The sequence below is a fragment of the Paenibacillus sp. fava2 genome (genome assembly GCF_058313675.1).
This window is the reverse complement of record NZ_CM177755.1, coordinates 3,434,957-3,458,105: the sequence shown is the minus strand read 5'-3', so window position 1 is coordinate 3,458,105 and position 23,149 is coordinate 3,434,957. Positions and strand designations below refer to the sequence as shown.

Sequence of the window (23,149 nt, the reverse complement as noted above, 5' to 3'; positions counted from 1 at the left end):
CGCAGCTGAATTCTGCAGAAGCTTCTGCTGTCAGATTACTTATTGTTAGGCCGAGTCCGGCTGGTAGGCACCGCCTGCAGCGGATCATCGGGCCAGTAGTGCTTCGGGTAACGTCCCTTGAGATCCTTTTTGACCTCGAAATATGTGCTCCGCCAGAAGCTTCCCAAATCTGCAGTGACCTGCATCGGCCGCCTTGCCGGCGAGAGCAGGTGCAGGAGCACGGGAACCTGCCCCATCCCGATCCGCGGGGTATCCACCTGGCCGAACATTTCCTGCAGCCTAACCGCCAGAACAGGAGTGCCAGGGTTGCTGTAATCAAGCGGCACACGGGACCCGCTGGGCACCGTGATGTGAGTGGGTGCTTCCCGGTCGAGCGTCTGCCGGCTGTTCCAGTCCAGCATCCCTTCAAGCGCTTTGGACAGCGGCAGACGCTGCAGCTCCCGCAAATTGCGCATGCCCTGCAGATAGGGGCGTAACCAGTCCCCTAATGTACTTAGCAACGCTTCATCCGAGACATCCGGCCAGTCTTTTCTGACCATATGCATAAAAGCCATCCGTTGACGCAGCTGAGCCGTACCTTTGTCCCACGGCAGCATATCCAGGCCCTCTTCAGCAATTACGGACAGCAGTACCTCCTCAATCTCCTCTGCATCCGGGCGCTCATGCGTCGTTTCCTTTAACACCAGTGCGCCGAACATCGTCCTGCGGTGTGCCTTCACGCTGCCGCTCTCTTTGTCCCAGAAGACAGCCCGTTCCTCGGTCAGGCTGTCTGCGTGATGCTGGAGCAGCTCCGCTTCGGACAGCTCCGCAGCCAGCAGTATCCGCCCCTGCCCGGCGCGGTCATCCACGCCGGCGGCAACGATGTAGGCCGAGCGGGCCAGCGGCTGCCCCTCGCGCATCGCCGCCCCCCGGCCGCCGGACAGCAGAAACGCGCCGTCGCCGCGTTTCTGCCCTACCCGGTCCGGGTAGGCGAACGACAACAGCAGGCCTATGCGGCTGAGGTCGCCGGGCACTGCCTCCGGCGCAGCCTGCAGCTGCGCCAGAAAGTTCCGGCTCTCGCGCTGCACCGCGCGCAGAGCCGCCGGGTCCGCGCTCCCGCTGGCGCCGGAGCGCTCAAAAGCAAGCAGCGCCTCCACGCGGAGCGTGATGTCGCTGCCCTGATCCGCGGGACCCTTGAACAGGTCCCGCTCCTGCAGCAGCGCCGCCAGCCGGCAGGCGAGCGGCGCTTCGCCAAGCGGAGCCGCGCGCAGCAGCATATGCGCGGCGCGCGGGTGTGCGCCGAGCGCGGCCATGCTGCGGCCGTGCGGCGTAATGGCGCCGCCGGCGTCCTGCGCGCCGAGCTGGCGCAGCAGCGCCGTGCCCTGCGCGTAAGGCGCAGCGGGCGGCGGGTCCAGCCAGGGCAGCGCGGCAGGATCCGCCACGCCCCACAGCGCCAGCTCAAGGGCAAGCTGCGCCAGGTCGGTCTCAAGCATTTCCGGCACGTTGTCCTCCGGAAGCCGGGCATGCTCCTCCCTGCTCCACAGCCTGTAGCAGACTCCGGGTGCCGTCCGGCCTGCCCGGCCGCGCCGCTGGTCGGCCGATGCCTTGGATACCGGTACGGTAGTGAGCCGCGGCATCCCGGTGCGCGGCGAAAATACCTGGGTGCGCCGCAGGCCGGTATCAATTACCGCGCGCACTCCTTCGATCGTCAGGCTCGTCTCGGCGATCGAGGTCGCCAGCACCACCTTGCGCTGGCCGGGCACAGCGGCAGCCACCGCAGCATCCTGCTGCGCCTGGGGAAGCTGGCCGTATAGCGGCCGCAGAACCGTGCCCGCAGAAAGGCTGCCACCGGCAAGCTCGCGTTCAGTCCGGCGGATCTCCCGCTCCCCGGGCAGGAACACCAGCACATCACCCGACTGCTCCGCCAGGGCGCGGCGTACAGCAGAAGCTGCAGATTGTTCAAGCGCAGCGTCATTACCGGCTGGTGCATAGATTGTCTCTACCGGGAACGTCCGCCCGGGACAATCGACGATGGCTGCCCCGCCGAGCAGAGCTGAAACCCGCTCTGCATCCAGAGTAGCCGACATGATCAGAATCCGCAGATCTTCGCGCAGCACAGACTGCGCCTCAAGCGCCAGCGCCAGGCCAAGATCAGCATGGAGGCTGCGCTCATGGAACTCGTCAAATATGACAAGTCCCACATCGCCAAGCGAGGGATCACTTTGCAGCATCCGTGTCAGGACGCCTTCGGTAACGACCGTAATACGTGTATGTCTGCTTACTTTGCTGTCCATCCGCATCCGGTAACCGACGCTCTGCCCCACTTGCTCCCCAAGGCAGGCAGCCATGTATACAGCAGCGGAACGGGCAGCCAGTCTTCTCGGCTCCAGCATTAATATCGTTTTGCCCGCCATCCACGGCTCATCCAGAAAAGCCGGCGGGGTTCCCGTCGTCTTACCCGCACCGGGTTCAGCAATAAGCACAGCTGCCGTGCTGACGGATAGTATTTTTTTCAGGTCAGGAAGCACCTGCATAATCGGAAGCTGTTTCATTCTGTATCTCCATAACTGTGTCTGTCTTATGTGCACTCTGTTTGAATTACCAGACGCCTCTTATAGCATGGGCGAAACGGTCCGGGATTTCAAGCGGTTCCTGAGTAAATCTCCGGCTTTTTGCCGCAGGCCATAACAAAGGTCATCATCGCGTAAGCATCCGGGGAGCTGTTCAAATGCTCGCATGCCTGCTTCAGCTGATTATATTCCTCTTTATTTATAATTCCTTTTTCAAAAAAAATCGTATACCGGTTGATGTCGAACTGCCGCCTGAAGCCTTCCCTGCCGTGCAGGTCACTATGCTGAATGACAGCATCCATATCAATATCCGTATAACCGCACTCTGCCAATAGCCGGGGAAGCGTCCGGCCGACATAACGGTTTCCTCCCTTGGCAGCCTGATGCGCCGCCAGCTTGCGGATCACTCCTGGCAAGGCATCACAATCCGGACTGACCGCGCCAAAAATACCGTCATCGATATCAATAATAACAAGCTTGCCGCCCGGCTTGAGCACCCTGTAAATTTCCCGTGCAGCATCCCCCGGATTGTGCAGATGAAGAAACAACAGTCTCGCTACAACAAAATCATATGTATGGTCAGGAAGCCCGGTCTCATAGACCGAGCCTTGTACAAACGTCAGCCTGGTTGAAGGAGGAGCAACAATCCGCCGCTGCGCTTCTTCCAGCAGATTTTTATCAATTTCGAGTGCAGTTACATGAATGTCCGGCAGGCTGTGAAGAAGCTGTTCGGTAACGAAACCGGGCCCGCTTCCCACTTCCAGCACATTCATTCCGCTGCGTAAACCAAACCACCGGAGATTACGGAATTCTTTTTCCCAGCCCATGACAGCCTGCAATTTTAACCGCTCAACCTCCGTTTGAAAGCCCGTAGCTACATTTCCGATATTATAAGTAGAATTACGGTCCTGCATCTGACACCTCCGCATTATTTCTGACCCTTAATCTATAAAAAGTGCACACAGTCCTGTGAACCATGCGCACTGAATGCAGCTATTAATCCTGATCTGACAGCCGCTGACGGATCTGATCCCCGTATTCCGTAATAATGCTGCTGTTTTCCAGACCGCGCTCACGCAGGAGCTGCTGCAGCCGCAATCTTTTTAAGGACAGCTTGGATTCGAGGGCTTTCTGCTCAGATGAATTAGCATTGCCGCTGTTACGGCAGGCTGCCAGTAATTCTTCCAAAGTCACACATTCCGCCCGTAAAGTAAGCTCTTCCGGCAGAATCCCGGCATTTTTCATAATTTTGAACGACATTCGCAGCTCTTCGGGAACGCCTGACAGGTCTTCGAGCTCCAGCGGTTTACCATGCCCCGGCAAATCTGCAAATTCCCCGTTTCTCATTGCCTCCTGAATCCGTTGCTCCGCCAGCCATGACAGCATCGGCTTATCCCCTCTCCTTTTGCATCCTTACAATTCAGCAGAAGCCTGCTTCAGCAGGCCAGCAAACAGCTCATAATCAACCGGCTTTCCCTCCAGCAGCTTGGCTGTTAACCGTTCCGGCTTTCCGGGCTCAAACACACCTTCCGGCACTTCAAGTCCTGCTGCATTAAAAATAGTAAAGGTAACCCATCCCTTCGCAGTTGTTATAACCGCAGCATACTTGCCGTTTTTGAGAAAATGCGGCTTGCCGTACTGTATACGTTCCTGCACATCCGGAATAGAATCATGAACGAGCTGGCGCAGCCTGTTGCAGATATCCATTTGCCAAGGCTGTTTTACACTATTGATAAAATCAGTAACTTCCTGATTCATAGGATCCTCCTCCAGATTCATAGTATGCACAGATTTTACCATACCCTGCTCACTTTACAACACTGCGCATCACAAACAGCCCTACTCCGGCTATATCTCCCGAAGTACGGCTGCCGCATAGACGTTATATTTTGCAACTTGCTCTACTGTCTTAGCTTAACAGTGACTCTGCACCATCAATGACAATCTGCGCCCCGGTAATATGAATGGATTCATCGGAAGCGAGGAAGGAGACCAGATCGGCAACATTCTCCGGCTTACCTGGGCCGTCAGCCAGCGGCTGGGCTCCTTCCGGGAATTCGATCGGGATGATGATTTCTTCTACCTCTTCATTGAATTCAGTTGATTCATCAATATTGGTAGAGATCGCACCCGGACAGATAACGTTGACGCGGATTTTAAATTTGGCCAGCTCCAGCGCAGCCATTTTGGCAAAAGCCACCTGACCCGCCTTGGTCGTGCTGTACGGTGACCAGCCAAAGCTCGTAAACCGTGTATTTCCGTTAATGGAGCTTGTAATAATGATACTGCCTTTACCTTTTTCCTTGAGATGCGGAATCGTATATTTGAGCGTCAGGAACGTTCCGGTCAGGTTGACGTTGATCGTATGCTGCCAATCCGTCAGGCTCAGCTCCTCGATCGGCCCGACCACACCATTAATTCCCGCGTTGGCAAAAACAATATCCAGACTGCCGAAGTGCTCGATCGTTCTGCGTACCGCTTCCTCCATCCGTTCAGCATCAGAGGTATCGACATCAATGGCCAGTGCGCAATCCTTGCGCAGCTTGTTCAGCTTCTGCTCCAGCACCGATGTTCGTTCATTAACCAGGTCAAAAAGAGCTACATTGGCGCCTTCCCGCGCCATCTGGATCGCTGCTGCTCTGCCGATCCCGGAGCCCGCACCTGTAATTATGGCTGTTTTACCGATAAACCGCTGTTTTTTAGCTATATTTGGGCTCATATGCACACTCTCCTTCCACATCATCCATATTCGTGATTCTGTTTCAAGATTACCCAATTGCGGCTCAATTATAATCACCCTTGTGCAAATTTTGCACAAACTTTGTGCAACCGTGCCAAAGCTGGCGTCCGATGCCGGCTTAATGCCCTAATACAAACTGTTCCTTTCGCCCATTCCGGTAGCGTCAAGAAGTTTGTGTAAGAGAGTAGAAAGTAACTTCTCGGGTGTCCGTTAGTGAGTGCAAGTGTTCTTTGGGGCGGGGGAACCCCGCCCCAAAGAACAAGGGGAATTGGACTACTTCTCTTGCCCTTCCCGCACCGGGTATCGCACTTCAAACATCTCGTTCAGTTTCTTCTTTACCTCCAGATCACCGAAGCCGCGAATGACCCGTTCGGCAAAACGTTCATTGTAGTCTATTACATCCAGGTAGACAATTTTCTCTGCCGCATCCATATTGGTGAGACTGTTCATCGGCTTCAGGCGTTTTCGGATTTCCTTGTTCATTCGTTCAATTGGATTGGACGTGTAGATGGCTTCTTTTATGAGCGCGGGATACTTATAAAAGGTCAACAGCGTGGGCAACTGTTCTTCCCAAGACCGCATTTCTTTCGGGTAGAGCTTGCCCCATTTGGCCTTCACCGTGTCAAACGCAGCCCGGGCCAGATCGTGGTCTGCAGCCGTGTAGATCGTCTTCAGATCTTCAATGACTTCCGTTTTGTGCTGAACCCGAATTTTCGGAAAGGTCGAACGCACTTTGTGGACGATACAATGCTGCACATCCGCCTTCGGATAGGTTTCACGGAACGCTGCACCCAGTCCCGGCAGTCCATCAAACACACCCAGCAAGACTTCCTGGACACCACGGTCGTAGAGGTCTTTGAGCACCTCGCGCCAGCCGTTTGCGCTCTCTTGGCCGCCTACGTAAAAGCCAAGGATCTGGCGGTGACCGTCTTCGTCGATCCCCATGGCGAAATAAACGACTTCTCCGCTCACGGTGCTGCGCTTGAGCTTCACATATAAGCCGTCCAGGTAGATGACGGAGTAGCGTTTGTTTAACGGGCGTTTCTGCCACTGATGAATGTCGTCAAGTACCGTAGCTGTAATGTTGCTAACGGTCGTGGGAGAGTAGTGGCTGCCGAACATACTTTCAATGAACCGGGCCACATCTCGCGTTCCCATGCCACTTTTGTACATCTGGATGACAGCTTCCTCAAGCCATCCATCCCGTCTTTGGTAGGGCTCAAATAATTGCGTTTGGAACAGACCCTGACGGTCGCGGGGGACCTCTAACTCCTCCACATTGCGGTACTTGGTGTGCAGGTTTCGTGTGTAGTATCCGTTGCGACTGTTGTGGTTCCCGGCTTCCTCACTGGTCATGAATTGCTGGATTTCCGCCTTCATAATGGACTCCAGATTGTCTTTTACAAATTGGGTGACAAGATTTTCAAATAGATTATTTAACATGTTTTCGGGTAGAATAGTCATCGAGTAGGGTCCCTTCTTGGTGGTGTCGTAATCCCGAGAATACCCTACTTTTTTGTTGCCTGACTAGGCTCCAAATCCTGGTACACAACTTACTTTACGCCATCCCCATTCCGCCTAATCCGGCGAAATCAAAGGCATTTTTGCCCTTCATTTCGCCCATTTCGCCCACTTTGGCGAAATCAAAGGCATTTTTGCCCTTCATTCCGTCCACTCCGCCCACTTCGGCGAAATCAGAGGCATTTTTGCCCTTCATTCCGTCCACTCCGCCCACTTCGGCGAAATCAAAGGCATTTTTGCCCTTCATTTCGTCCATTGCGCCTACTTTGGCGAAATCAAAGGCATTTTTGCCCTTCATTTCGTCCATTGCGCACACTTTGGCGAAATCAGAGGTATTTTTGCCCTTCATTTCGTCCATTGCGCACACTTTGGCGAAATCAGAGGTATTTTTGCCCTTCATTTCAGCCATCCCCTTCTCCCGATTGTATAAACTTAAAAGCCCCACAACGTGGGGCTTAACATTATCAGCGTCTTCCGTACCTGCCGCACTACTTGCGCTTAGCTGTCCAGCTTGCGCACATCTACCTTGACGCTTAGTGTCCCGGCTCCTCCGCGGTAAACACCTTTTACCGGTACAATATCCTTGTAATCCCGGCCATGGCCCAGCTTGATGTAGCGCCAGTTCACTTCCGCATTATTGGTCGGATCAAAGCCAAGCCAGCCTGTGCCGGGGATATGCGTTTCAACCCAGGCATGCGAGGCCTGCTCGAAATCGGCGTTACCGCCCTGCAGATCCCCGACAAAATGGTATCCGCTGACATACCGTGAAGGAAGCCCGACACTCCGGCAGACGGCGATCATCAGATGGGCATAATCCTGACAGACGCCGCGCTTGAGCTTGAGCGCTTTTTTGACCGTAGTATTAACACTCGTCGCTTCGGGATCATAGGTAAACTGCTCATAGATCGTCGAGGACAGCTTTTTGGTCCAGGCATACATATCATCCGCTGCATCAAAAGGGTGCTGTGACGCGAACTCCACCAGCTCCGGCGTAACCTCCGTGTAACGGGTCGGCAGAATGAATTCAATATACCGGTTCTGGAACTTTTCGTCGTTCAGCAGCTTAACCTGATCTGCGAGCGGGATATGCGGGAGGTCGGCACCCTGTGCTTTATCAAGTGTCACAACAGTCGCCTTGGTATGAATCACCATCTCTGTATGCGGCTTGTTTACCGAATAGGCGTGCACCCGGTTGCCGAAAAAATCCTCATACGTTAAAAGATTCGCCGCCGGAGTTACCTCCACCTCATGATGGTAGCAGGACTGCCGGTAATTGGTGCGCGGGGTCAGCCGGATTTCATTGACACTGTCCGTAACCGGCTCCGGATATGAATAGGTCGTTGTGTGGTTGATCTGAATTTTCATACAATGGCTCCTTCACGGCGAAAAAAGGCGCCCTCCATTGTCTTCCCTAACCGCTGGCACGAGATCATCAGGGAATGCAGGACATCATCGACTAGATCGCCGGACATCTCCTCTTTTTCCATATAATCCAGCTCGGCCTTAATCTTTCCTGCCTGACGGATCACCTTCTCATGCCCTGAGCCCTTTTCTGAGGAATCGAGCTCCAGTCTGGCCAGATGCTCCTCCAGCTTGTGGAACGAAAAGCGCACCGAACGAGGAAACCGAGCATTCACGATCAGAAATTCCAGTATGCACTCCGGTGACATATCATCGGCATAATAACGGCGGAAGGCCTGATAGCCGCTTACCGATTTCAGCACCGCCTGCAGCTGGGTATAGATGGTGCTGTTCTCTTTGGATTTGCATGATACTGTAACAGCTTGCAGAATCCGTGTTGTATTTTCGGCCCGTTCCAGAAACCGGCCGCTCTCGATAAAATGCCATTCATTTCCCCGCAGCATTACGGACTGCTCCGCACCGAGAAACATTGCCGCCCGCTCTTTGACCTGCTGGTAGAACTGATGCGGGCCGCTCATAATATCTGCTACGGACTGCTCCCCGAGCCAGAGATTAAAGCCGTTAACGATGTCCCACAGCTCGCTGGGCAGATGCTGGCGCAGCGTACGAAGGTTATTCCTCGCCTGGTGCACACAGGAGAATAAAGAATTGGCATTTCCCAGATCCAGTGTGATAAAAGACAGCACATCCTGCTCGGAAAAGCTCTCAAACTGCTTGAGGTACTCATTTCTTACCCCTAAGGCATCAATCAGCCTTGACCATTTATGCCCCTCCGACTGAAAATCCTCTTCCTGCTGAATATGATAATGGACATCGATCAGCCGCGCATGGTTCTCCGCTCGTTCAATATACCGTCCGATCCAAAACAAAGCTTCCGCATTGCGATTCAGCATCGTCACCACTCCTCCGCTCCCACATTTTGATGCCGCACTTTGTCTTTCAACTGCCTGCTGCCTTCTTACGCATCAGGCCATAACCCAGGTATCCTTAACTCCGCCGCCCTGTGAAGAGTTTACGACCAGAGAGTTTTCTTTCATGGCTACCCGGGTCAGCCCGCCGGGGATAACATGCGGCTTGCGGTCCGCTCCCATCAGCACAAATGCGCGCAGGTCGATATGGCGCGGTACCATTTCTGCACCGGATAATACCGGCGCCCGTGACAGGGACATGATCGGCTGGGCTATATAACGGGCCGGGTCGGCAAGAATCTTAAGCCTGAAGTCCATCAGCTCTTCCTTCGTCGCTTCACTGCCGATCAGCATCCCGTAGCCGCCGGAGAGCGAGGTTTCCTTAACTACCATTTCCGGTAAATGATCCAGCACATACTGGCGTTCCTGCGGGCGCGACAGCAGATAGGTCGGCACATTGCCGAGGATCGGCTCTTCGTTCAGGTAATAACGGATCATATCCGGAACATAGACATACATGGCTTTGTCATCAGCCACTCCGGTCCCGGGAGCATTAGCGATTGCAATATTGCCGGCCCGGTAAGCATTCATCAGACCTGCGACTCCGAGCAGTGAATTCGGCTGAAACGCGAGCGGATCAATATAATCATCGTCCAGGCGGCGGTACAGCACATCGACTCTGCGCAGGCTGTTCATTTCCCGCAAATAAATTTTATGGTCCTGAGCTACCAGATCCCGTCCTTCAACCAGATGAATGCCCATTTGCTGCGCCAGAAAAGCATGTTCATAATAAGCAGAATTGTATTGCCCGGGGGTCAGCAGGGCGATAACAGGATCTTTCGTTCTGGACGGAGACAGGCTGCGCAGGACTGAAAGAAAACGGTTGAGGCTGTGATCCACATCCCGTACCCGGCTGGCAAAGGCCAGTTCAGGGAACAGCTGGTTCATCAGTGACCTGCCTTTGAACAGGTACGAAAAACCGGAGGGAGTACGCAGATTATCTTCGAGCACATAATATTCCCCGTCATGATGACGGATCAGGTCGATACCTGATGTAGTCACGTAGGCTCCGCCGGGCACCCGCAGCCCGGACATCTCCGGCCGGAAATAGACATTGCTGATGATCATGCGCCGCGGTACGATCCCGTCTTTTACAATGTATTGTTCATGGTAGATGTCATGAATGAATAAGTTCAGTGCGGTAATCCGCTGGATAATTCCGGCCTCCAGCCGCTCCCATTCTCCCTTCGGGATAATCCGCGGAATCATATCGAAGGGAATCGTCCGCTCCATCGGCTGATCCTGGGCCGGATTATACAGTGTAAAGGTAATTCCTTCTTCCATCATCCTGCGCTGCATCAGCTTCTGCTTGGCATGCAGCTCTTCGGGGCTCATCCCGGAAAACATGCGGCTCACATGTCTGTAATGAGGCCGGATACTCCGTTCATCAGCGTACATTTCATCGTAAAAATGCTCCAGCGGATACGGAGAAATACCGGGCAAAGGATCTAATTTGGACATGAGCCCGACTCCTTTCGGATATTCAGATGTGTTAAGTTTGTTTACAAAATGTTTAAAATTTATAGATTTAATCACAAAAAACTTTGATTCTACTCTCATAATACGTAAATGATATTCTTGATGTCAATATATATAACAGCAAAATGGAGTTTATGAACCATTCCGCATAAATGGAATCGCTTCCTTTCTCCTGAGTGTATTTTCCCGGTGCTGTAACGTTAAGGATACAATGAATTGTATGCGGGAGCGTTGACAAGCAGTACTATTATGAATTTTTCATATGTTGATATTTAGATATAATATCCGTAAAAAAAGAACCCGTTCTCCAGCCTCTGCCGGTAAACGGGTTCTTTCCGATCATTTCAGATCAAAATCTATTAAATACCTATTCCTGCTCTTCTCCGGACTCAGCCGCTTCCTCGCTGATCATTCCGGCAAACAGGGCATGGACGAACTGGCTGGAATCAAAGGTCTGCAGATCCTCCATCTTCTCACCAAGGCCGACCAGCTTCACCGGCAGATTCATTTCCTGGCGGATCGCCACAACGATACCGCCCTTGGCTGTACCGTCCAGCTTGGTCAGTACAAGTCCGGTAACACCGCTTTTTTCACCGAACAGCTTGGCCTGGCTAAGCGCGTTCTGCCCGGTCGTTGCATCAAGCACCATCAGCACTTCGTGCGGCGCGCTTGGAATCTCACGCTGAATGACCCGGAAGATCTTATTCAGCTCTTCCATCAGGTTGGACTTATTCTGCAGACGGCCTGCCGTATCACAGATCAGCACATCCACATTCCGCTGCTTCGCTGCCTGTACGGCATCGAACATCACCGCTGCAGGATCAGAGCCCGCCTGCTGCTTGATTACGTCGACCCCTGCCCGTTGACCCCATACCTCAAGCTGCTCGATCGCTCCGGCACGGAATGTATCTCCTGCAGCCAGGAGAACCTTTTTGCCTTCCTGCTTGTAGCGGTGAGCCAGCTTGCCGATTGTCGTAGTCTTCCCGACCCCGTTGACGCCGACAAACAGAATAACGGTTATGCCGTCCGGGTTCTCCTTCAGGCTGTTGTCATCATCGCCGCGCAGCAGCTCCATCAGCTTGCGGGAGAGAATCGGCTGCAGCTCCGAAGCGTCCTCAATACGCTTCTGCTTCACTTCAGCGCGCAGCTCCTCAACCAGCGTCATGACTGTGTTAACACCTACGTCAGCACCGATCAGGATTTCTTCCAGTTCCTCATAGAATTCCTCATCGATTTTTTTGCGGCGGATAATCAGGTCAGAGACCTTCTCAACGAAGCCTTTACGCGTTTTTTCCAGCCCGTCGCGGAAGCTTTTGGTTACACTTTCCGTTTTGCCGGAAATGGTTTCTTTTAATTTCTTGAAAAAGCTCATTATGGTCCCCCTCTAAGTTTAAATCTATACTATGCGATTATCGCTTCCTCATCCTCCAGCTTCACGGAGACAAGCTTAGATACACCGCCTTCCTCCATGGTTACACCGTACAGCACATCCGCTTCCTCCATAGTGCCCTTGCGGTGGGTAACGACGATGAACTGGGTCTGCTCCGAGAATTCGCGCAGGTATTGGGCAAACCGGACAACGTTGGCTTCATCCAGTGCGGCCTCAACCTCATCCAGTACGCAGAACGGCACGGGCTTCACCTGCAGGATGGCAAACAGCAGCGCCATTGCCGTAAGAGCACGTTCTCCGCCGGAGAGCAGCTGCAGATTCTGCAGCTTTTTGCCCGGCGGCTGCGCAACGATATCAATGCCTGTCTCCAGCATATTCTCCGGATCAAGCAGCTGAAGATCAGCCCGTCCGCCGCCGAACAGCTTCGAGAACACCGTACCGAATTCCCGGCGGATGGCATCAAAGGTCTGTTTGAAGCGTTTGGACATTTCTTCTTCCATCTCATGGATGACATGGTACAGGGTTGTTTTGGCTTCAACGAGGTCATCCTTCTGGCTGCTCAGGAAGGTATAACGTTCATGCACACGCTGATATTCCTCAATGGCACCCAGACTGACTTCACCAAGTGCGGAAATACTGCGTTTCAGCCGCTGAACTTCCATTTGGGCTGCCGGAACATCCTCCGGAACCGGATAGCGCTGTTTGGCCAGCTCATAGCTCAGCTCGTAATCCTCACTAAGCTTGCGCAAAATATTGTCCAGCTCCACATCAAGCCGTCCGACGGACACCTCGGTTGTGCGAAGCTTGTCCTCAACCGCGCGAAGTGCCTGGCGCTGGTCTTTGGTTTCCCCTTCGGCCAGCTCAAGCCTGCGTGTCAGGGCAGCCCGGTCTGCCCGGGCAAGATCAAGCGCTGCCGCGCTTTCATCCCGCTTCAGCCGGTAGCTGTTCAGGTTCTCCTGCTGCTTCACTGCTTCGCGGACGTTCTCTTCCAGATCCTGCTCCATCGTAATGAGGAGGCTGCGGCTCTGGCGCAGCTCTTTATCCTGTGATCCGGCATCCTGGCGCATCCGGCGCAGCTGCTCTTCCAGCGAAAAAATCTCCTGGTCCAGCTTGCCTTCCGTTACCTTCATGCCGGTCAGTTTGCTCTGAAGCTCCTCCTTGACCGATTCGCTCGCTTTGCGTTCCGACTCGGCACTGCGGATCGCCTCATGCGCTGCCTGCTCTTCCTGTTCCAGCCGGGCTAGCTCAGCTACCGCCTGTGCCCGGCTTTCTTCCAGCGCCTTCACTTCAGCTTCAAAGCCGCTGCGCTCCGCACCGGCTCCATCCACCTGCTCCTGCACGTGGCGCAGCTCCTGCTCAAGCTGCTTCAGATCGCCGGCAACACGCTGCTCCTCCAGACGTTTCTCATCCCCGTCATGGCGAAGCTGCTCCAGCTTGCGCGAAGCACTCTCCTGCTCTTCCTTAAGCCGGCCGATACCCTGCTTCAGCTTGGCGATCTGACGCTCGCTCTCTTCAATCTCTTCGAACAGCTGATCCATCTGCCGTTTGCGGCTCAGCAGGCTGTTGTTCTTTTTGTGCTGGCTGCCTCCGGTCATCGAACCGCCGGCGTTTACGACATCCCCTTCAAGGGTTACAACCCGGTAACGGTACTGGCACCTGGCAGCAATCTTATTGGCCTGCTCCAGATTCTCGGCGATGACTACGTTGCCCAGCAGGCTTCCTATGATGCTGCTGTATTTCTCCTCGAAGCCAACCAGCTCGGCACCGATGCCGACGAAGCCGTCCGCTCCTTCAATCATGCTGCGGTCACTGCCGGTGATCTGGCGCGGCCGGATGACATCCAACGGAAGGAAGGTAGCCCGTCCCAGCTGACGCTGTTTCAGGAAGGCTATTGCCTGGCGCGACACCGCTTCATTCTCCATAACCACATGCTGCACCGAAGCACCCAGTGCAGTTTCCACTGCCATTTCCAGCCGCTCCGGTACGGAAATGAGCTCCGCCACAGCGCCGTGAACGCCGCTAAGCTGCCCTTTGCGGGCCCCCTTCAGCACTTCCTTGACGCCCAGCATGAAGCCGTCGTAGTCGTCCTGCATTTCCTTCATCGTATCATGTCTGGACACCTGCGCTTCGCGCTTTTGCTCCCATTTGCGCAGACCTGACTGGGTTTCTTCAATCAGCTTATGCCGTTTGTTGGTCTGCTCACTCTCGGTTATATAGCTGTTGCGAAGTTTGGAGATCTCATTGCCAAGCTGTGCAATTTTGTCCTTCAACGTTTTTTGGGAAAGGGACAGCTCCTCGAGACGGGCAGTCCATTTGCCGCTTTCTTCTCTGCTCCGGCTCATCCGCCGCTCCAGACTTTCTTTCTGCTGGTCCGCATAGCGGATCTCATTGCGGGCCTGGGCCATCAGGTTCATCAGTTCAAGTAATGCACTTTTGAGCTGCTCTTCCTTACTTTGGCTGATGCCGCCGGCGACGCCTTCCAGCCTGCTCTCTTCTTCGGCAATCTGTCTCCGGAGATCGTCCAGTGCCTGGCGGGCCTGCTGCAGCTTCTGCTCCAGCTCGGCCAGCTCACGCTGCCGGTCTGCCGAACGCTCACCTACAGAACCGAGCGTGGACAGCAGCTGCTCACGGTTGGCTTCCAGGTTCTTTTTGCGCTCCTTGAGCACTTCGCCATAGCCTTCGCTCTTTTCATATGCTTCACTGTATCGGAGCAGCTGCTCCTGCAGCTTCTCTACCTGCTCCTCTAAAGTCCGCAGCTCAGCCCGTCCGCTTTCCAGCTTGGCATCATGGGCAGATACAATGGTAGATAGCTCCAGCTGTTCCTTATTTAGAACCTCCAGCCGTGCATTGCCTTCCTTCCAGGCAGTATGAATCCCTTCGATCTGATGAACATAGACCGATATTTCCTGCTGTTTGAGCGCTTCCCGCAGCTCTTTATAACGGATCGCCTTCTCAGACTGCTCCTTCAGCGGACCAATCTGGTCCTCCAGCTCACTGAGCAGATCATGAATACGCAGCAGGTTCTGCTCCGTCTCATCCAGCTTGCGTCCGGCGTCTTTTTTACGCGATTTATATTTAACAATTCCTGATGCCTCTTCAAAAATCCCGCGCCGGTCTTCGGAACGGGTACTGAGAATTTCTTCAATCCGGCCCTGGCCGATAATGGAATACGCTTCACGCCCGATACCGGTATCCATAAACAGCTCTGTAATATCCTTCAGCCGGCACGATTGCTTATTGATCAGATATTCACTATCACCGCTGCGGTGCACTCTCCGGGTCACTGTTACCTCGCTGAAATCCAGCGGCAGCACGTGATCCTCATTATCAAGGGTCAGCGAAACCTCTCCATAGTTCACCGCTTTGCGGGCGTCGCTGCCGGCAAAGATAATATCCTCCATCTTGCCGCCGCGCAGTGATTTCGCGCTCTGTTCACCAAGCACCCAGCGGATCCCGTCGGATATATTACTTTTGCCGCTGCCGTTTGGCCCTACTACAGCGGTGATGCCGCGCACAAACTCCATTTCCGTTTTGTCGGCAAAAGATTTAAAGCCAGCCAATTCGATCCGTTTCAAAAACATAACTCGCCTATCACCTCTGACCTATTATAACATAGCGTTTCTGAAATAACCCCACAAAGTGGGCCCTTACTGGATGCTGTACCATAAGACGAAAAAGAGCAGCAAAGGTCTGACCTCCGCCTAGACGCCGGCATTCAGACCATTGCTGCTCTCCTCCGCTAATTGCTTGGGGTAGCCTTATCTTGTACGATTGCAACTATAGCTTCAAGCACCGTCTTCCTTCAACCGCAAAAGCGCCGCTGCCGCAGCCTGCTGTTCCGCTTCTTTCTTGGAACGGCCATTGCCTCTGCCTAGTGACTGGCTGGCCATATACACCTCAGAAACAAATTCACGCTCATGCGCCGGTCCACGCTCTTCAATAATCCGATATTCCAGCGTACCTAAACCGTGATGCTGTATCAGCTCCTGAAGCTCTGTCTTGAAATCGCTCATCTGCATTTGCAGCTTGCCGTCCGTCTCCACCAGCGGGAATACATGATTATCCAGAAAACGGCGCACTGTCTCCAGGCCCTGATCGAGATAAAGCGCTCCCACGAAGGATTCAAACACATCGGCCAGCAAGGCCGGGCGGGTACGTCCGCCCGTAAGTTCTTCCCCTTTGCCCAGCAGCACAAACCGGCCGAAGCCCAGGCTCTCGGCAAACTTGACCAGAGAAGGCTCACAGACAATTGCGGCTCTCAGCTTGGTCAATTCTCCCTCAGGCCTGTCCGGCAGCAGGTTGTACAAATATTCGGAAACCGTAAGCTCCAGCACGGCATCGCCCAGAAACTCCAGACGCTCATTGTCCTGATGCTGGTGGAAACGGTGTTCGTTCACATAAGATGCATGGGTAAAGGCCTGCTTCAGAAGTACAGGATCGTGAAATTGGATTTGAAGTTGGCTTTGTAACTGCTTCAGGTCTCCTTTCACTGCACTGTTCTCCCCTTACTGTTTGTATTTTTTGAGAATAACGGTAGCGTTATGTCCCCCGAATCCGAACGAGTTGGACATAACAATATTAAGATCAGCTTCACGAGGAACGTTCGGAACATAATCCAGGTCACATTCCGGGTCCTGGTTGTCCAGGTTGATCGTAGGTGCAATCATATTCTTCTGCAGGGAAAGACCGCAGATGATCGCTTCGACACCGCCGGCCGCACCCAGCAGATGCCCGGTCATCGACTTGGTCGAGCTGATAGCAACCTTATACGCATGGTCTCCAAGCGCCTTCTTCACGGCTGTCGTTTCGGACTTGTCGCCGGCAGGTGTGGATGTTCCGTGCGCATTGATATAATCGATATCCTCCGGATTAATTCCGGCGTCACGGATGGCCATCTTCATGCAGCGTGCTGCACCGTCAGGATCCGGATCGGTCATGTGGTGGGCATCCGCGCTCAGGCCGTAGCCGATAACTTCGGCATAGATCTTCGCCCCGCGCTTCTCGGCATGCTCAAGCGATTCCAGAATGAGAATGCCGGCGCCTTCACCCATTACAAAACCGTCGCGGTCTACGTCAAACGGGCGGCTTGCCTTCTCAGGCTCGTCGTTACGGGTGGACATTGCTCTCATTGCACAGAAGCCGGCCATACCTGTCGGACGGATTGTCGCTTCCGAACCGCCGCAGATCATCGCATCCGCATCTCCGCGCTGGATCAGCCGGAACGATTCACCGATGGAATGGCTTCCTGTAGCACAGGCGGTAACGGTTGTTGTATTAGGACCTTTGGCGCCGAGGTTAATCGACAGCTGTCCGGAACCCATATTGGCAATCATCATCGGGATAAAGAATGGACTCACACGCTTGGGCCCTTTTTCGAGCAGCAGGTTGTGATTGTCTTCCCATGTCCCCAGACCGCCGATGCCGGAGCCGACGGATACGCCGATCCGCTCTGCATCAATATCTTCACCGATCTTGAGTCCGCTGTCTTTCAGCGCATCCTCACCGGCTGCTACTGCAAACTGCACAAAACGGTCCATCTTGCGGGCTTCCTTGCGGCCGAAACGCTCCTCCGCATCAAAATCCTTAACAGAAGCTGCAATCTTAGTGGTGTAGTCACTTACATCAAATGAATCCACCGTCGATACTCCGGACTTGCCGTTCATCAGGCTATCCCAGAATGTATCCAAATCCTTGCCCAGGGACGTTATAACGCCCATACCGGTAACAACCACTCTATGACTCAAACGCAATCACCCCATCTGTAGGCTGTATACTTCATTTCTATCGAAGCACTGCTCTCTGATATCTCTATATAAACTGCAATCCCCGCAATAGCATGTCCTGCCTGCGGTTCTGTAATTTTCCCCGGATAAAGGTGCGCCTTCGGCAGCCTTTGGACTTGCAAATGATGTGTAAAATGAGGAGAAGTCCCGTCCCCAGGGGGGCGGGACCCTCAATCATATGACTCTAGGTATGAGATTGTATGTACTTCACAACTTCACCCACGGTCGTAATCTTCTCTGCATCTTCATCAGAGATTTCCATATCGAATTCATCTTCCAATTCCATAACCAATTCTACTACATCAAGAGAATCAGCACCCAAATCATCTTTGAAAGACGCTTCTAATGTTACCTCCGCTTCATCGGCACCCAAGCGGTCGATGACAATGCGTTTTACACGCTCCAATACATCGGACATCCGGTTCACCTCCTCTTTTGGTATTATACGAGATATGAAGTCAAAATACCATAGAGCATAAAAAACGCTTTCCGGCCGCCTCTTCCCGTTCCCTCCATAGCTGTTCCAAGCTTTCTTCAGGCTTACATGTACATGCCGCCGTCCACATGAAGTGTCTGGCCTGTCATATAAGCTGCCCCCTGCGAGGCCAAAAATACAGCCGTGTTAGCAATGTCCTCCGGCCGCCCAAGCTGGGCAAGGGGAATCCCCTTCAGCAGCTCGCTGCGGACTTCATCGGACAGCTCACGGGTCATGTCGGTATCAATGAACCCCGGAGCGATGCAATTCACGGTAATTCCGCGGGAAGCCAGCTCCCGCGCCGCCGATTTGGTCATACCGATTACGCCTGCCTTGGCAGCCGTATAGTTAACCTGGCCGGGATTTCCGGTTACCCCCACGACAGAGGAAATATTGATGATCCGGCCATAGCGCTGCTTCATCATCGGTCGTGTAACGGCCTTCAGACAGTTAAACACACCTTTGAGATTGGTTTCAATGACCTGATCGAATTCTTCTTCCTTCATGCGCATAATCAGATTGTCCCGGGTAATACCGGCGTTGTTAACCAGAATGTCGATTCTTCCCCAGGTGTTGATAACCTCTTTGACAAGATTCTCCGCCTGTTCGCTGCTTCCTACGTTCCCTTTAAGCGCGATGCCCTCAGAGCCCAGCTCGGCAATACGCGCTACAGTCTCCTGCGCTGCAGCCTCGCTTCCGGAATAGTTCACGGCCACCTTCACGCCATGCTCCGCCAGCGCCAGCGCAATGCTGCGTCCGATTCCGCGGGAGCCGCCGGTGACCAGGGCCGTCTGGCCTTTTAATGCTGAGAACATTCTATATTCCCCTTTCCATGTGCCCTGAATAAGTTCTGGCAGTTACAGTTCAGCCTGCACACTTTCCAGACTGTTAATGCCTATTACCTTAACCGTTTTGTCGATTTTGCGGATCAGGCCGGCCAGCACGCTGCCGGAGCCGATCTCAACAAAGGTGTCCACACCGTTAGCAATCAGCCATTCCACGCTATCCTGCCATAGCACCGGAGAATAAACCTGACGCACTAGCAGCTCACGGATTTCTTCAGGATCGGTTACGGGTGAGGCCGTTACATTAACCACAACCGGGACTGCAGGAGCATTAAAGGTTACGCGCTGCAGCTCGGCAGCCAGGCGCTCGGCCGCCTCCTTCATCATGGAGGAATGGAACGGACCGCTGACTTCCAGCGGAATCGCCCGCTTGCCGCCGGCTTCCTTAACCCGTTCTACAACAGCGCTAACGCCCGCCTGAGAGCCGGAAACGACGATCTGGCCCGGACAGTTCACATTAGCGAGCTCAACAGTATTGCCTTCCCCGGAAATACTGCGGCACAGCCCGGCAAGCGCTTCGCGTTCTGCTCCCAGCACTGCAGCCATTGCCCCTTGTCCGCCCGGCACCGCTTCTTCCATGAAACGACCGCGCAGCCGTACAAGCTGCACAGCATCCCCGAAGGAAAGCACGCCTGCGGCTACCAGGGCACTGTACTCGCCAAGGCTGTGTCCGGCAACATAATCCGGCTTCAGTCCCTTGCCGGCAAACGCTTCTAGGTACGCTACACTTGTCGCAACAAGAGCAGGCTGTGTATTTACAGTCTGTTTCAGATCGCTGTCCGGCCCCTCAAATACAAGCCGGCTCAAGGAAAATCCGAGCACCTCGTCGCCTTTATCAAATACGGCACGGCTCTGCGGCAGTGCGTCATATACATCCTTACCCATCCCGACTGCCTGCGCACCCTGCCCGGGAAAGACAAATGCAATTTTACCCATTGTACAGACTCCTTCACATAACCCGTGCACCGTCACGCTGTATCCAGCAGGTGGTACTGGGTCCATTATTCGTTTACCAGATTAATACGGAAGCTCCCCACGTAAGTCCGCCGCCGAAGCCAACCATCAGCACGGTATCGCCTTCCTTCATCCGGCCTTCCTCTGCCGCCTCTACCAGCGCAAGCGGAATCGATGCTGCGGAAGTGTTGGCATAACGGTCTACATTGACGACCACCTTCTCTTCCGGCAGATCCAGACGCTGCATCGCCGACTGAATGATCCGGATGTTCGCCTGGTGCGGAACAAACAGATCAATATTTTCCTTGCCGAGTCCAGCCTTGGACAGAACACGTTCTGTGGCTGTACCCATTACACGTACGGCGAACTTGAACACTTCACGGCCGTTCATATAAATGAAGTGCTTCTTGTCTTCAATAGTCTGGGCGGATGCCGGCAGGCGCGAGCCCCCTGCTTCAAGCTTCAGCAGACTGCCGCCTGCCCCCTCTGCTCCAAGGTCGAAGGACTGGAATCCGCGTCCTTCCGGAACCTCACCGAGAATCACCGCACCCGCACCATCGCCGAACAGGACGCAGGTGTTGCGGTCGGTATAATCCGTAATGCGTGAAAGAGTGTCTGCACCGATAACCAGTGCATTGTTATACATTCCGGTCTTAATAAAGTTTGTAGCTGTAGCAAGGCTATAGACAAAGCCGGAGCAGGCGGCAGACAAGTCAAATGCGGCTGCTCCCTTGGCTCCGAGCTTATCCTGCAGGATGCAGGCTGTAGACGGGAAGGATGTATCCGGAGTAATGGTGGCAATAATAATAAGCTCCAGATCTTCCGCCTTCATCCCTGCAGATGCCAGCGCTTTGAGCGCAGCTTCATAGGCAAGATCCGAGGTCGCCTCATGCGGTGCCGCAATATGCCGTTCCCGGATGCCTGTGCGGCTGACAATCCATTCATCATTGGTTTCGACTATCTTCTCAAGATCGCTGTTAGTCAATATTTGCTCAGGCACATATTTCCCTGTCCCGATTATCCCTACCGAACGCAACTGATTCATCTCGTCACTCACTTCCCGCTAATTTCCTTCGATATGCCGGACACCAGGCCCGCCTGCAGCGCAATCCGCGCCTGTCTGACCGCATTCTTCACCGCATTGCCGTCCGAAGAGCCGTGGCCCTTTACAACCAGGCCGCTAAGGCCCAGCAGCGGGGCACCACCGTGCTCCTTATAATCCATTTTGCCTTTGAGGCTTCTCAGCTCAGGCATCAGAATCGCTGCGCCGAGCTTTGTTTTGAGAGACTTGCTGAACTGCTCCTTGAGAAGGGAAAACATTGCTCCGGCCGTCCCCTCCAGTGTCTTGAGCAGAATATTTCCGGCAAAGCCGTCGCAGACAAGCACATCACAAGCGCCTGTAAGCACATCGCGCGCTTCCACATTGCCGACAAAATGAATGCCCGGCAGCGCTTCAAGCAGCGGATAGGCCTCTTTGGTCAGCTCATTGCCTTTACCCGGCTCTGTCCCCACATTCAGGAGGCCGACCCGGGGCCGCGCAATCCCATGCACCTTGCTGCGGTATATACTGCCCATCAGTGCATATTGGGCCAGATGCTGCGGTTTGGCGTCCATATTGGCTCCAAGATCCAGCGCCAGCACGCCGACATCATCAAGTGTCGGAATCATCGGGGCAAGTGCAGGGCGTTCTATACCGTCCATTCTTCCCACAACCAGCAGCCCGGTAGTCATCAGCGCTCCGGTATTCCCGGAAGAAATCATGGCATCGGCTTCACCCTCACGCACCATCCTTCCCGCTACGACCATGGATGAATCCTTTTTGCGGCGGACCGCCTTTACAGGCTCCTCATCGGAACCGATTACTTCCCCCGCATGACGCACTGTCACGTTCGAAGGCTTATTCTTCAGCAGCGGCTCCAGTCTGGCTTGGTCGCCAACCAGCACCAGCTGGGTATCGCTCCATTCTGCGGCCGCAGACAAAGCACCTTCCACATTACATTCGGGTGCGTTATCTCCGCCCATGGCATCAATGGCGATCAGCATTGCGGCTTCCCCCTTCGCTGTATTCTTCAACTGCAGAGCGGTACACTACGAAATGACCCTGAAACACAAGCTCTTCCCCGACATACGTAAACACGTCCACTTCGGCCTTGCCGCCCCGGCCGGCAAGTGAACGCACCTGCGCTTTGGCAATACACTTCTCTCCGAGCCGCACCATCCGAACAAACCGGATATCGGCGGAAGCCGTCAGTGCAATCTCGTCGTTGATCACAGCCACTGCCAGCGAATTCGCCTGACCAAACACATAATGGCCGCGGGCGATCCCATTTCTGGAGAAAACATGCTCTTCACGGATCTCAAAGATGGATATACCGCTCTTGTCCAGCTGCAGATCAACAATGTCACCGACCACTTCATCAGGCGGCAGTGAACGCACCTGATCATAGGAGTGCTCTGCCATCTGCTTCATCCGTTCGCGCAGCTCCGGTATTCCCAGCTCCAGCCTGTCCAGCCGGATCGTCTGGATGCTCACCTTGAGCTGCCGGGTCAGCTCCCGGTCCGTCACAAACGGATTGCCGTCGATGATCTGAAGCAGCTTCTGCTGGCGCTCTTTCTTGGACATCCGCTCTATGGCGGCTCACCTCCTGGCACATGCTCAGGCATAAAACGGCTCAACCATCCGGAAGCGGACGGTTTGCCGTAAACAGCCTGTAATATAAGGATGATTTATGGCGTTACGCCTTTAGTATTCTTATATCTGAACAAAGCATCCGGCCGCGGAAAGGCCGCTGTTATCACTTACGCTATGGTTAAAATTTCATTTTAGAACCAGGTACTAATATGTAGTATAAAGCATCAGCCGCCAAAAATAAAGCATTGACATGAAAGTTACATTCATAAGGCATCCACTGCCGGGGCAGTCCGGATCTGTTCCGGGATTCCGGCAAGTCTATTTTCCCGAAAAGGATCAAGCTCGAGTCCTGCCCAATGTTCCACCAGAGGGTAACAGACCGAGCAGCCCT

General features: G+C 54.0%; 20 protein-coding genes. All 20 read right to left on the bottom strand.

What is annotated here, in order from left to right:
* Positions 1 to 35 precede the first annotated feature (35 nt).
* The 20 genes from hrpB to fapR all read right to left on the bottom strand — a co-directional run bounded on the left by hrpB (position 36) and on the right by fapR (position 22,749).
* Positions 36 to 2,531: an ATP-dependent helicase HrpB gene (gene hrpB / locus AC4G46_RS14895; protein ID WP_491128613.1), complete on the bottom strand. Its 2,496-nt coding sequence runs from the start codon at positions 2,529 to 2,531 to the stop codon at positions 36 to 38.
* Between the two features lie 89 nt (positions 2,532 to 2,620).
* A complete protein-coding gene (locus tag AC4G46_RS14890; protein ID WP_491128612.1) occupies positions 2,621 to 3,463 on the bottom strand; it encodes a methyltransferase domain-containing protein in 843 nt (280 codons plus the stop codon).
* Between the two features lie 82 nt (positions 3,464 to 3,545).
* On the bottom strand, positions 3,546 to 3,935 hold the full coding sequence (locus tag AC4G46_RS14885) for a DnaJ family domain-containing protein (RefSeq protein WP_491128611.1): 390 nt from the start codon (positions 3,933 to 3,935) through the stop codon (positions 3,546 to 3,548).
* 27 nt (positions 3,936 to 3,962) lie between these two features.
* Entirely contained in the window at positions 3,963 to 4,307 is a 345-nt protein-coding gene (locus AC4G46_RS14880) for a DUF1801 domain-containing protein (RefSeq protein ID WP_491128610.1), read from the bottom strand.
* A 151-nt stretch (positions 4,308 to 4,458) separates the two neighbouring features.
* Positions 4,459 to 5,268, bottom strand: a complete 810-nt coding sequence (locus AC4G46_RS14875) for an SDR family oxidoreductase (protein WP_068725881.1) — start codon at positions 5,266 to 5,268, stop codon at positions 4,459 to 4,461.
* 294 nt (positions 5,269 to 5,562) lie between these two features.
* Positions 5,563 to 6,753: an IS256 family transposase gene (locus AC4G46_RS14870; RefSeq protein WP_491128609.1), complete on the bottom strand. Its 1,191-nt coding sequence runs from the start codon at positions 6,751 to 6,753 to the stop codon at positions 5,563 to 5,565.
* 94 nt (positions 6,754 to 6,847) lie between these two features.
* Entirely contained in the window at positions 6,848 to 7,210 is a 363-nt protein-coding gene (locus tag AC4G46_RS14865) for a hypothetical protein (RefSeq protein WP_491128608.1), read from the bottom strand.
* A gap of 98 nt (positions 7,211 to 7,308) precedes the next feature.
* Positions 7,309 to 8,175 carry a transglutaminase family protein gene (locus AC4G46_RS14860; RefSeq protein WP_221799817.1) on the bottom strand — a complete coding sequence of 289 codons (867 nt, stop codon included), beginning with the start codon at positions 8,173 to 8,175 and terminating at the stop codon, positions 7,309 to 7,311.
* Entirely contained in the window at positions 8,172 to 9,125 is a 954-nt protein-coding gene (locus tag AC4G46_RS14855) for an alpha-E domain-containing protein (protein ID WP_491128607.1), read from the bottom strand. Before AC4G46_RS14855 ends, AC4G46_RS14860 begins: the two co-directional genes overlap by 4 nt.
* Positions 9,126 to 9,197: 72 nt before the next feature.
* Positions 9,198 to 10,661 (bottom strand): circularly permuted type 2 ATP-grasp protein, encoded by a 1,464-nt coding sequence (locus tag AC4G46_RS14850; protein ID WP_090715747.1) that lies wholly within the window; start codon positions 10,659 to 10,661, stop codon positions 9,198 to 9,200.
* A 385-nt stretch (positions 10,662 to 11,046) separates the two neighbouring features.
* A complete protein-coding gene (gene ftsY, locus AC4G46_RS14845) occupies positions 11,047 to 12,051 on the bottom strand; it encodes a signal recognition particle-docking protein FtsY (RefSeq protein ID WP_491128606.1) in 1,005 nt (334 codons plus the stop codon).
* A gap of 29 nt (positions 12,052 to 12,080) precedes the next feature.
* Positions 12,081 to 15,650, bottom strand: coding sequence for a chromosome segregation protein SMC (smc, locus tag AC4G46_RS14840; protein ID WP_491128605.1), 3,570 nt, complete (start codon positions 15,648 to 15,650; stop codon positions 12,081 to 12,083).
* Between the two features lie 204 nt (positions 15,651 to 15,854).
* Complete coding sequence (gene rnc / locus AC4G46_RS14835; protein ID WP_491128604.1) at positions 15,855 to 16,559, bottom strand: ribonuclease III; 705 nt, start codon at positions 16,557 to 16,559, stop codon at positions 15,855 to 15,857.
* Positions 16,560 to 16,574: 15 nt separating this feature from the next.
* On the bottom strand, positions 16,575 to 17,813 hold the full coding sequence (gene fabF / locus AC4G46_RS14830; protein WP_491128603.1) for a beta-ketoacyl-ACP synthase II: 1,239 nt from the start codon (positions 17,811 to 17,813) through the stop codon (positions 16,575 to 16,577).
* Positions 17,814 to 18,036: 223 nt separating this feature from the next.
* Positions 18,037 to 18,270 (bottom strand): acyl carrier protein, encoded by a 234-nt coding sequence (locus tag AC4G46_RS14825; RefSeq protein ID WP_019911228.1) that lies wholly within the window; start codon positions 18,268 to 18,270, stop codon positions 18,037 to 18,039.
* A gap of 122 nt (positions 18,271 to 18,392) precedes the next feature.
* On the bottom strand, positions 18,393 to 19,142 hold the full coding sequence (gene fabG / locus AC4G46_RS14820; RefSeq protein ID WP_221799805.1) for a 3-oxoacyl-[acyl-carrier-protein] reductase: 750 nt from the start codon (positions 19,140 to 19,142) through the stop codon (positions 18,393 to 18,395).
* Positions 19,143 to 19,184: 42 nt separating this feature from the next.
* Entirely contained in the window at positions 19,185 to 20,108 is a 924-nt protein-coding gene (fabD, locus tag AC4G46_RS14815) for an ACP S-malonyltransferase (protein WP_491128602.1), read from the bottom strand.
* A 73-nt stretch (positions 20,109 to 20,181) separates the two neighbouring features.
* Positions 20,182 to 21,171 (bottom strand): beta-ketoacyl-ACP synthase III, encoded by a 990-nt coding sequence (locus AC4G46_RS14810; RefSeq protein WP_491128601.1) that lies wholly within the window; start codon positions 21,169 to 21,171, stop codon positions 20,182 to 20,184.
* Between the two features lie 8 nt (positions 21,172 to 21,179).
* Entirely contained in the window at positions 21,180 to 22,169 is a 990-nt protein-coding gene (plsX, locus tag AC4G46_RS14805; RefSeq protein ID WP_068725864.1) for a phosphate acyltransferase PlsX, read from the bottom strand.
* Entirely contained in the window at positions 22,153 to 22,749 is a 597-nt protein-coding gene (gene fapR, locus AC4G46_RS14800) for a transcription factor FapR (RefSeq protein ID WP_221799799.1), read from the bottom strand. Before fapR ends, plsX begins: the two co-directional genes overlap by 17 nt.
* Positions 22,750 to 23,149: the final 400 nt, after the last annotated feature.

Coding starts and splice junctions, on each gene's coding strand:
- hrpB (WP_491128613.1), bottom strand. CDS start 2,531: ATGAAACAGCTTCCGATTATGCAGGTGCTTCCTGACCTGAAAAAAATA.
- AC4G46_RS14890 (WP_491128612.1), bottom strand. CDS start 3,463: ATGCAGGACCGTAATTCTACTTATAATATCGGAAATGTAGCTACGGGC.
- AC4G46_RS14885 (WP_491128611.1), bottom strand. CDS start 3,935: ATGCTGTCATGGCTGGCGGAGCAACGGATTCAGGAGGCAATGAGAAAC.
- AC4G46_RS14880 (WP_491128610.1), bottom strand. CDS start 4,307: ATGAATCAGGAAGTTACTGATTTTATCAATAGTGTAAAACAGCCTTGG.
- AC4G46_RS14875 (WP_068725881.1), bottom strand. CDS start 5,268: ATGAGCCCAAATATAGCTAAAAAACAGCGGTTTATCGGTAAAACAGCC.
- AC4G46_RS14870 (WP_491128609.1), bottom strand. CDS start 6,753: ATGACTATTCTACCCGAAAACATGTTAAATAATCTATTTGAAAATCTT.
- AC4G46_RS14865 (WP_491128608.1), bottom strand. CDS start 7,210: ATGAAGGGCAAAAATACCTCTGATTTCGCCAAAGTGTGCGCAATGGAC.
- AC4G46_RS14860 (WP_221799817.1), bottom strand. CDS start 8,175: ATGAAAATTCAGATCAACCACACAACGACCTATTCATATCCGGAGCCG.
- AC4G46_RS14855 (WP_491128607.1), bottom strand. CDS start 9,125: ATGCTGAATCGCAATGCGGAAGCTTTGTTTTGGATCGGACGGTATATT.
- AC4G46_RS14850 (WP_090715747.1), bottom strand. CDS start 10,661: ATGTCCAAATTAGATCCTTTGCCCGGTATTTCTCCGTATCCGCTGGAG.
- ftsY (WP_491128606.1), bottom strand. CDS start 12,051: ATGAGCTTTTTCAAGAAATTAAAAGAAACCATTTCCGGCAAAACGGAA.
- smc (WP_491128605.1), bottom strand. CDS start 15,650: ATGTTTTTGAAACGGATCGAATTGGCTGGCTTTAAATCTTTTGCCGAC.
- AC4G46_RS14825 (WP_019911228.1), bottom strand. CDS start 18,270: ATGTCCGATGTATTGGAGCGTGTAAAACGCATTGTCATCGACCGCTTG.
- fabG (WP_221799805.1), bottom strand. CDS start 19,142: ATGTTCTCAGCATTAAAAGGCCAGACGGCCCTGGTCACCGGCGGCTCC.
- fabD (WP_491128602.1), bottom strand. CDS start 20,108: ATGGGTAAAATTGCATTTGTCTTTCCCGGGCAGGGTGCGCAGGCAGTC.
- AC4G46_RS14810 (WP_491128601.1), bottom strand. CDS start 21,171: ATGAATCAGTTGCGTTCGGTAGGGATAATCGGGACAGGGAAATATGTG.
- plsX (WP_068725864.1), bottom strand. CDS start 22,169: ATGCTGATCGCCATTGATGCCATGGGCGGAGATAACGCACCCGAATGT.
- fapR (WP_221799799.1), bottom strand. CDS start 22,749: ATGTCCAAGAAAGAGCGCCAGCAGAAGCTGCTTCAGATCATCGACGGC.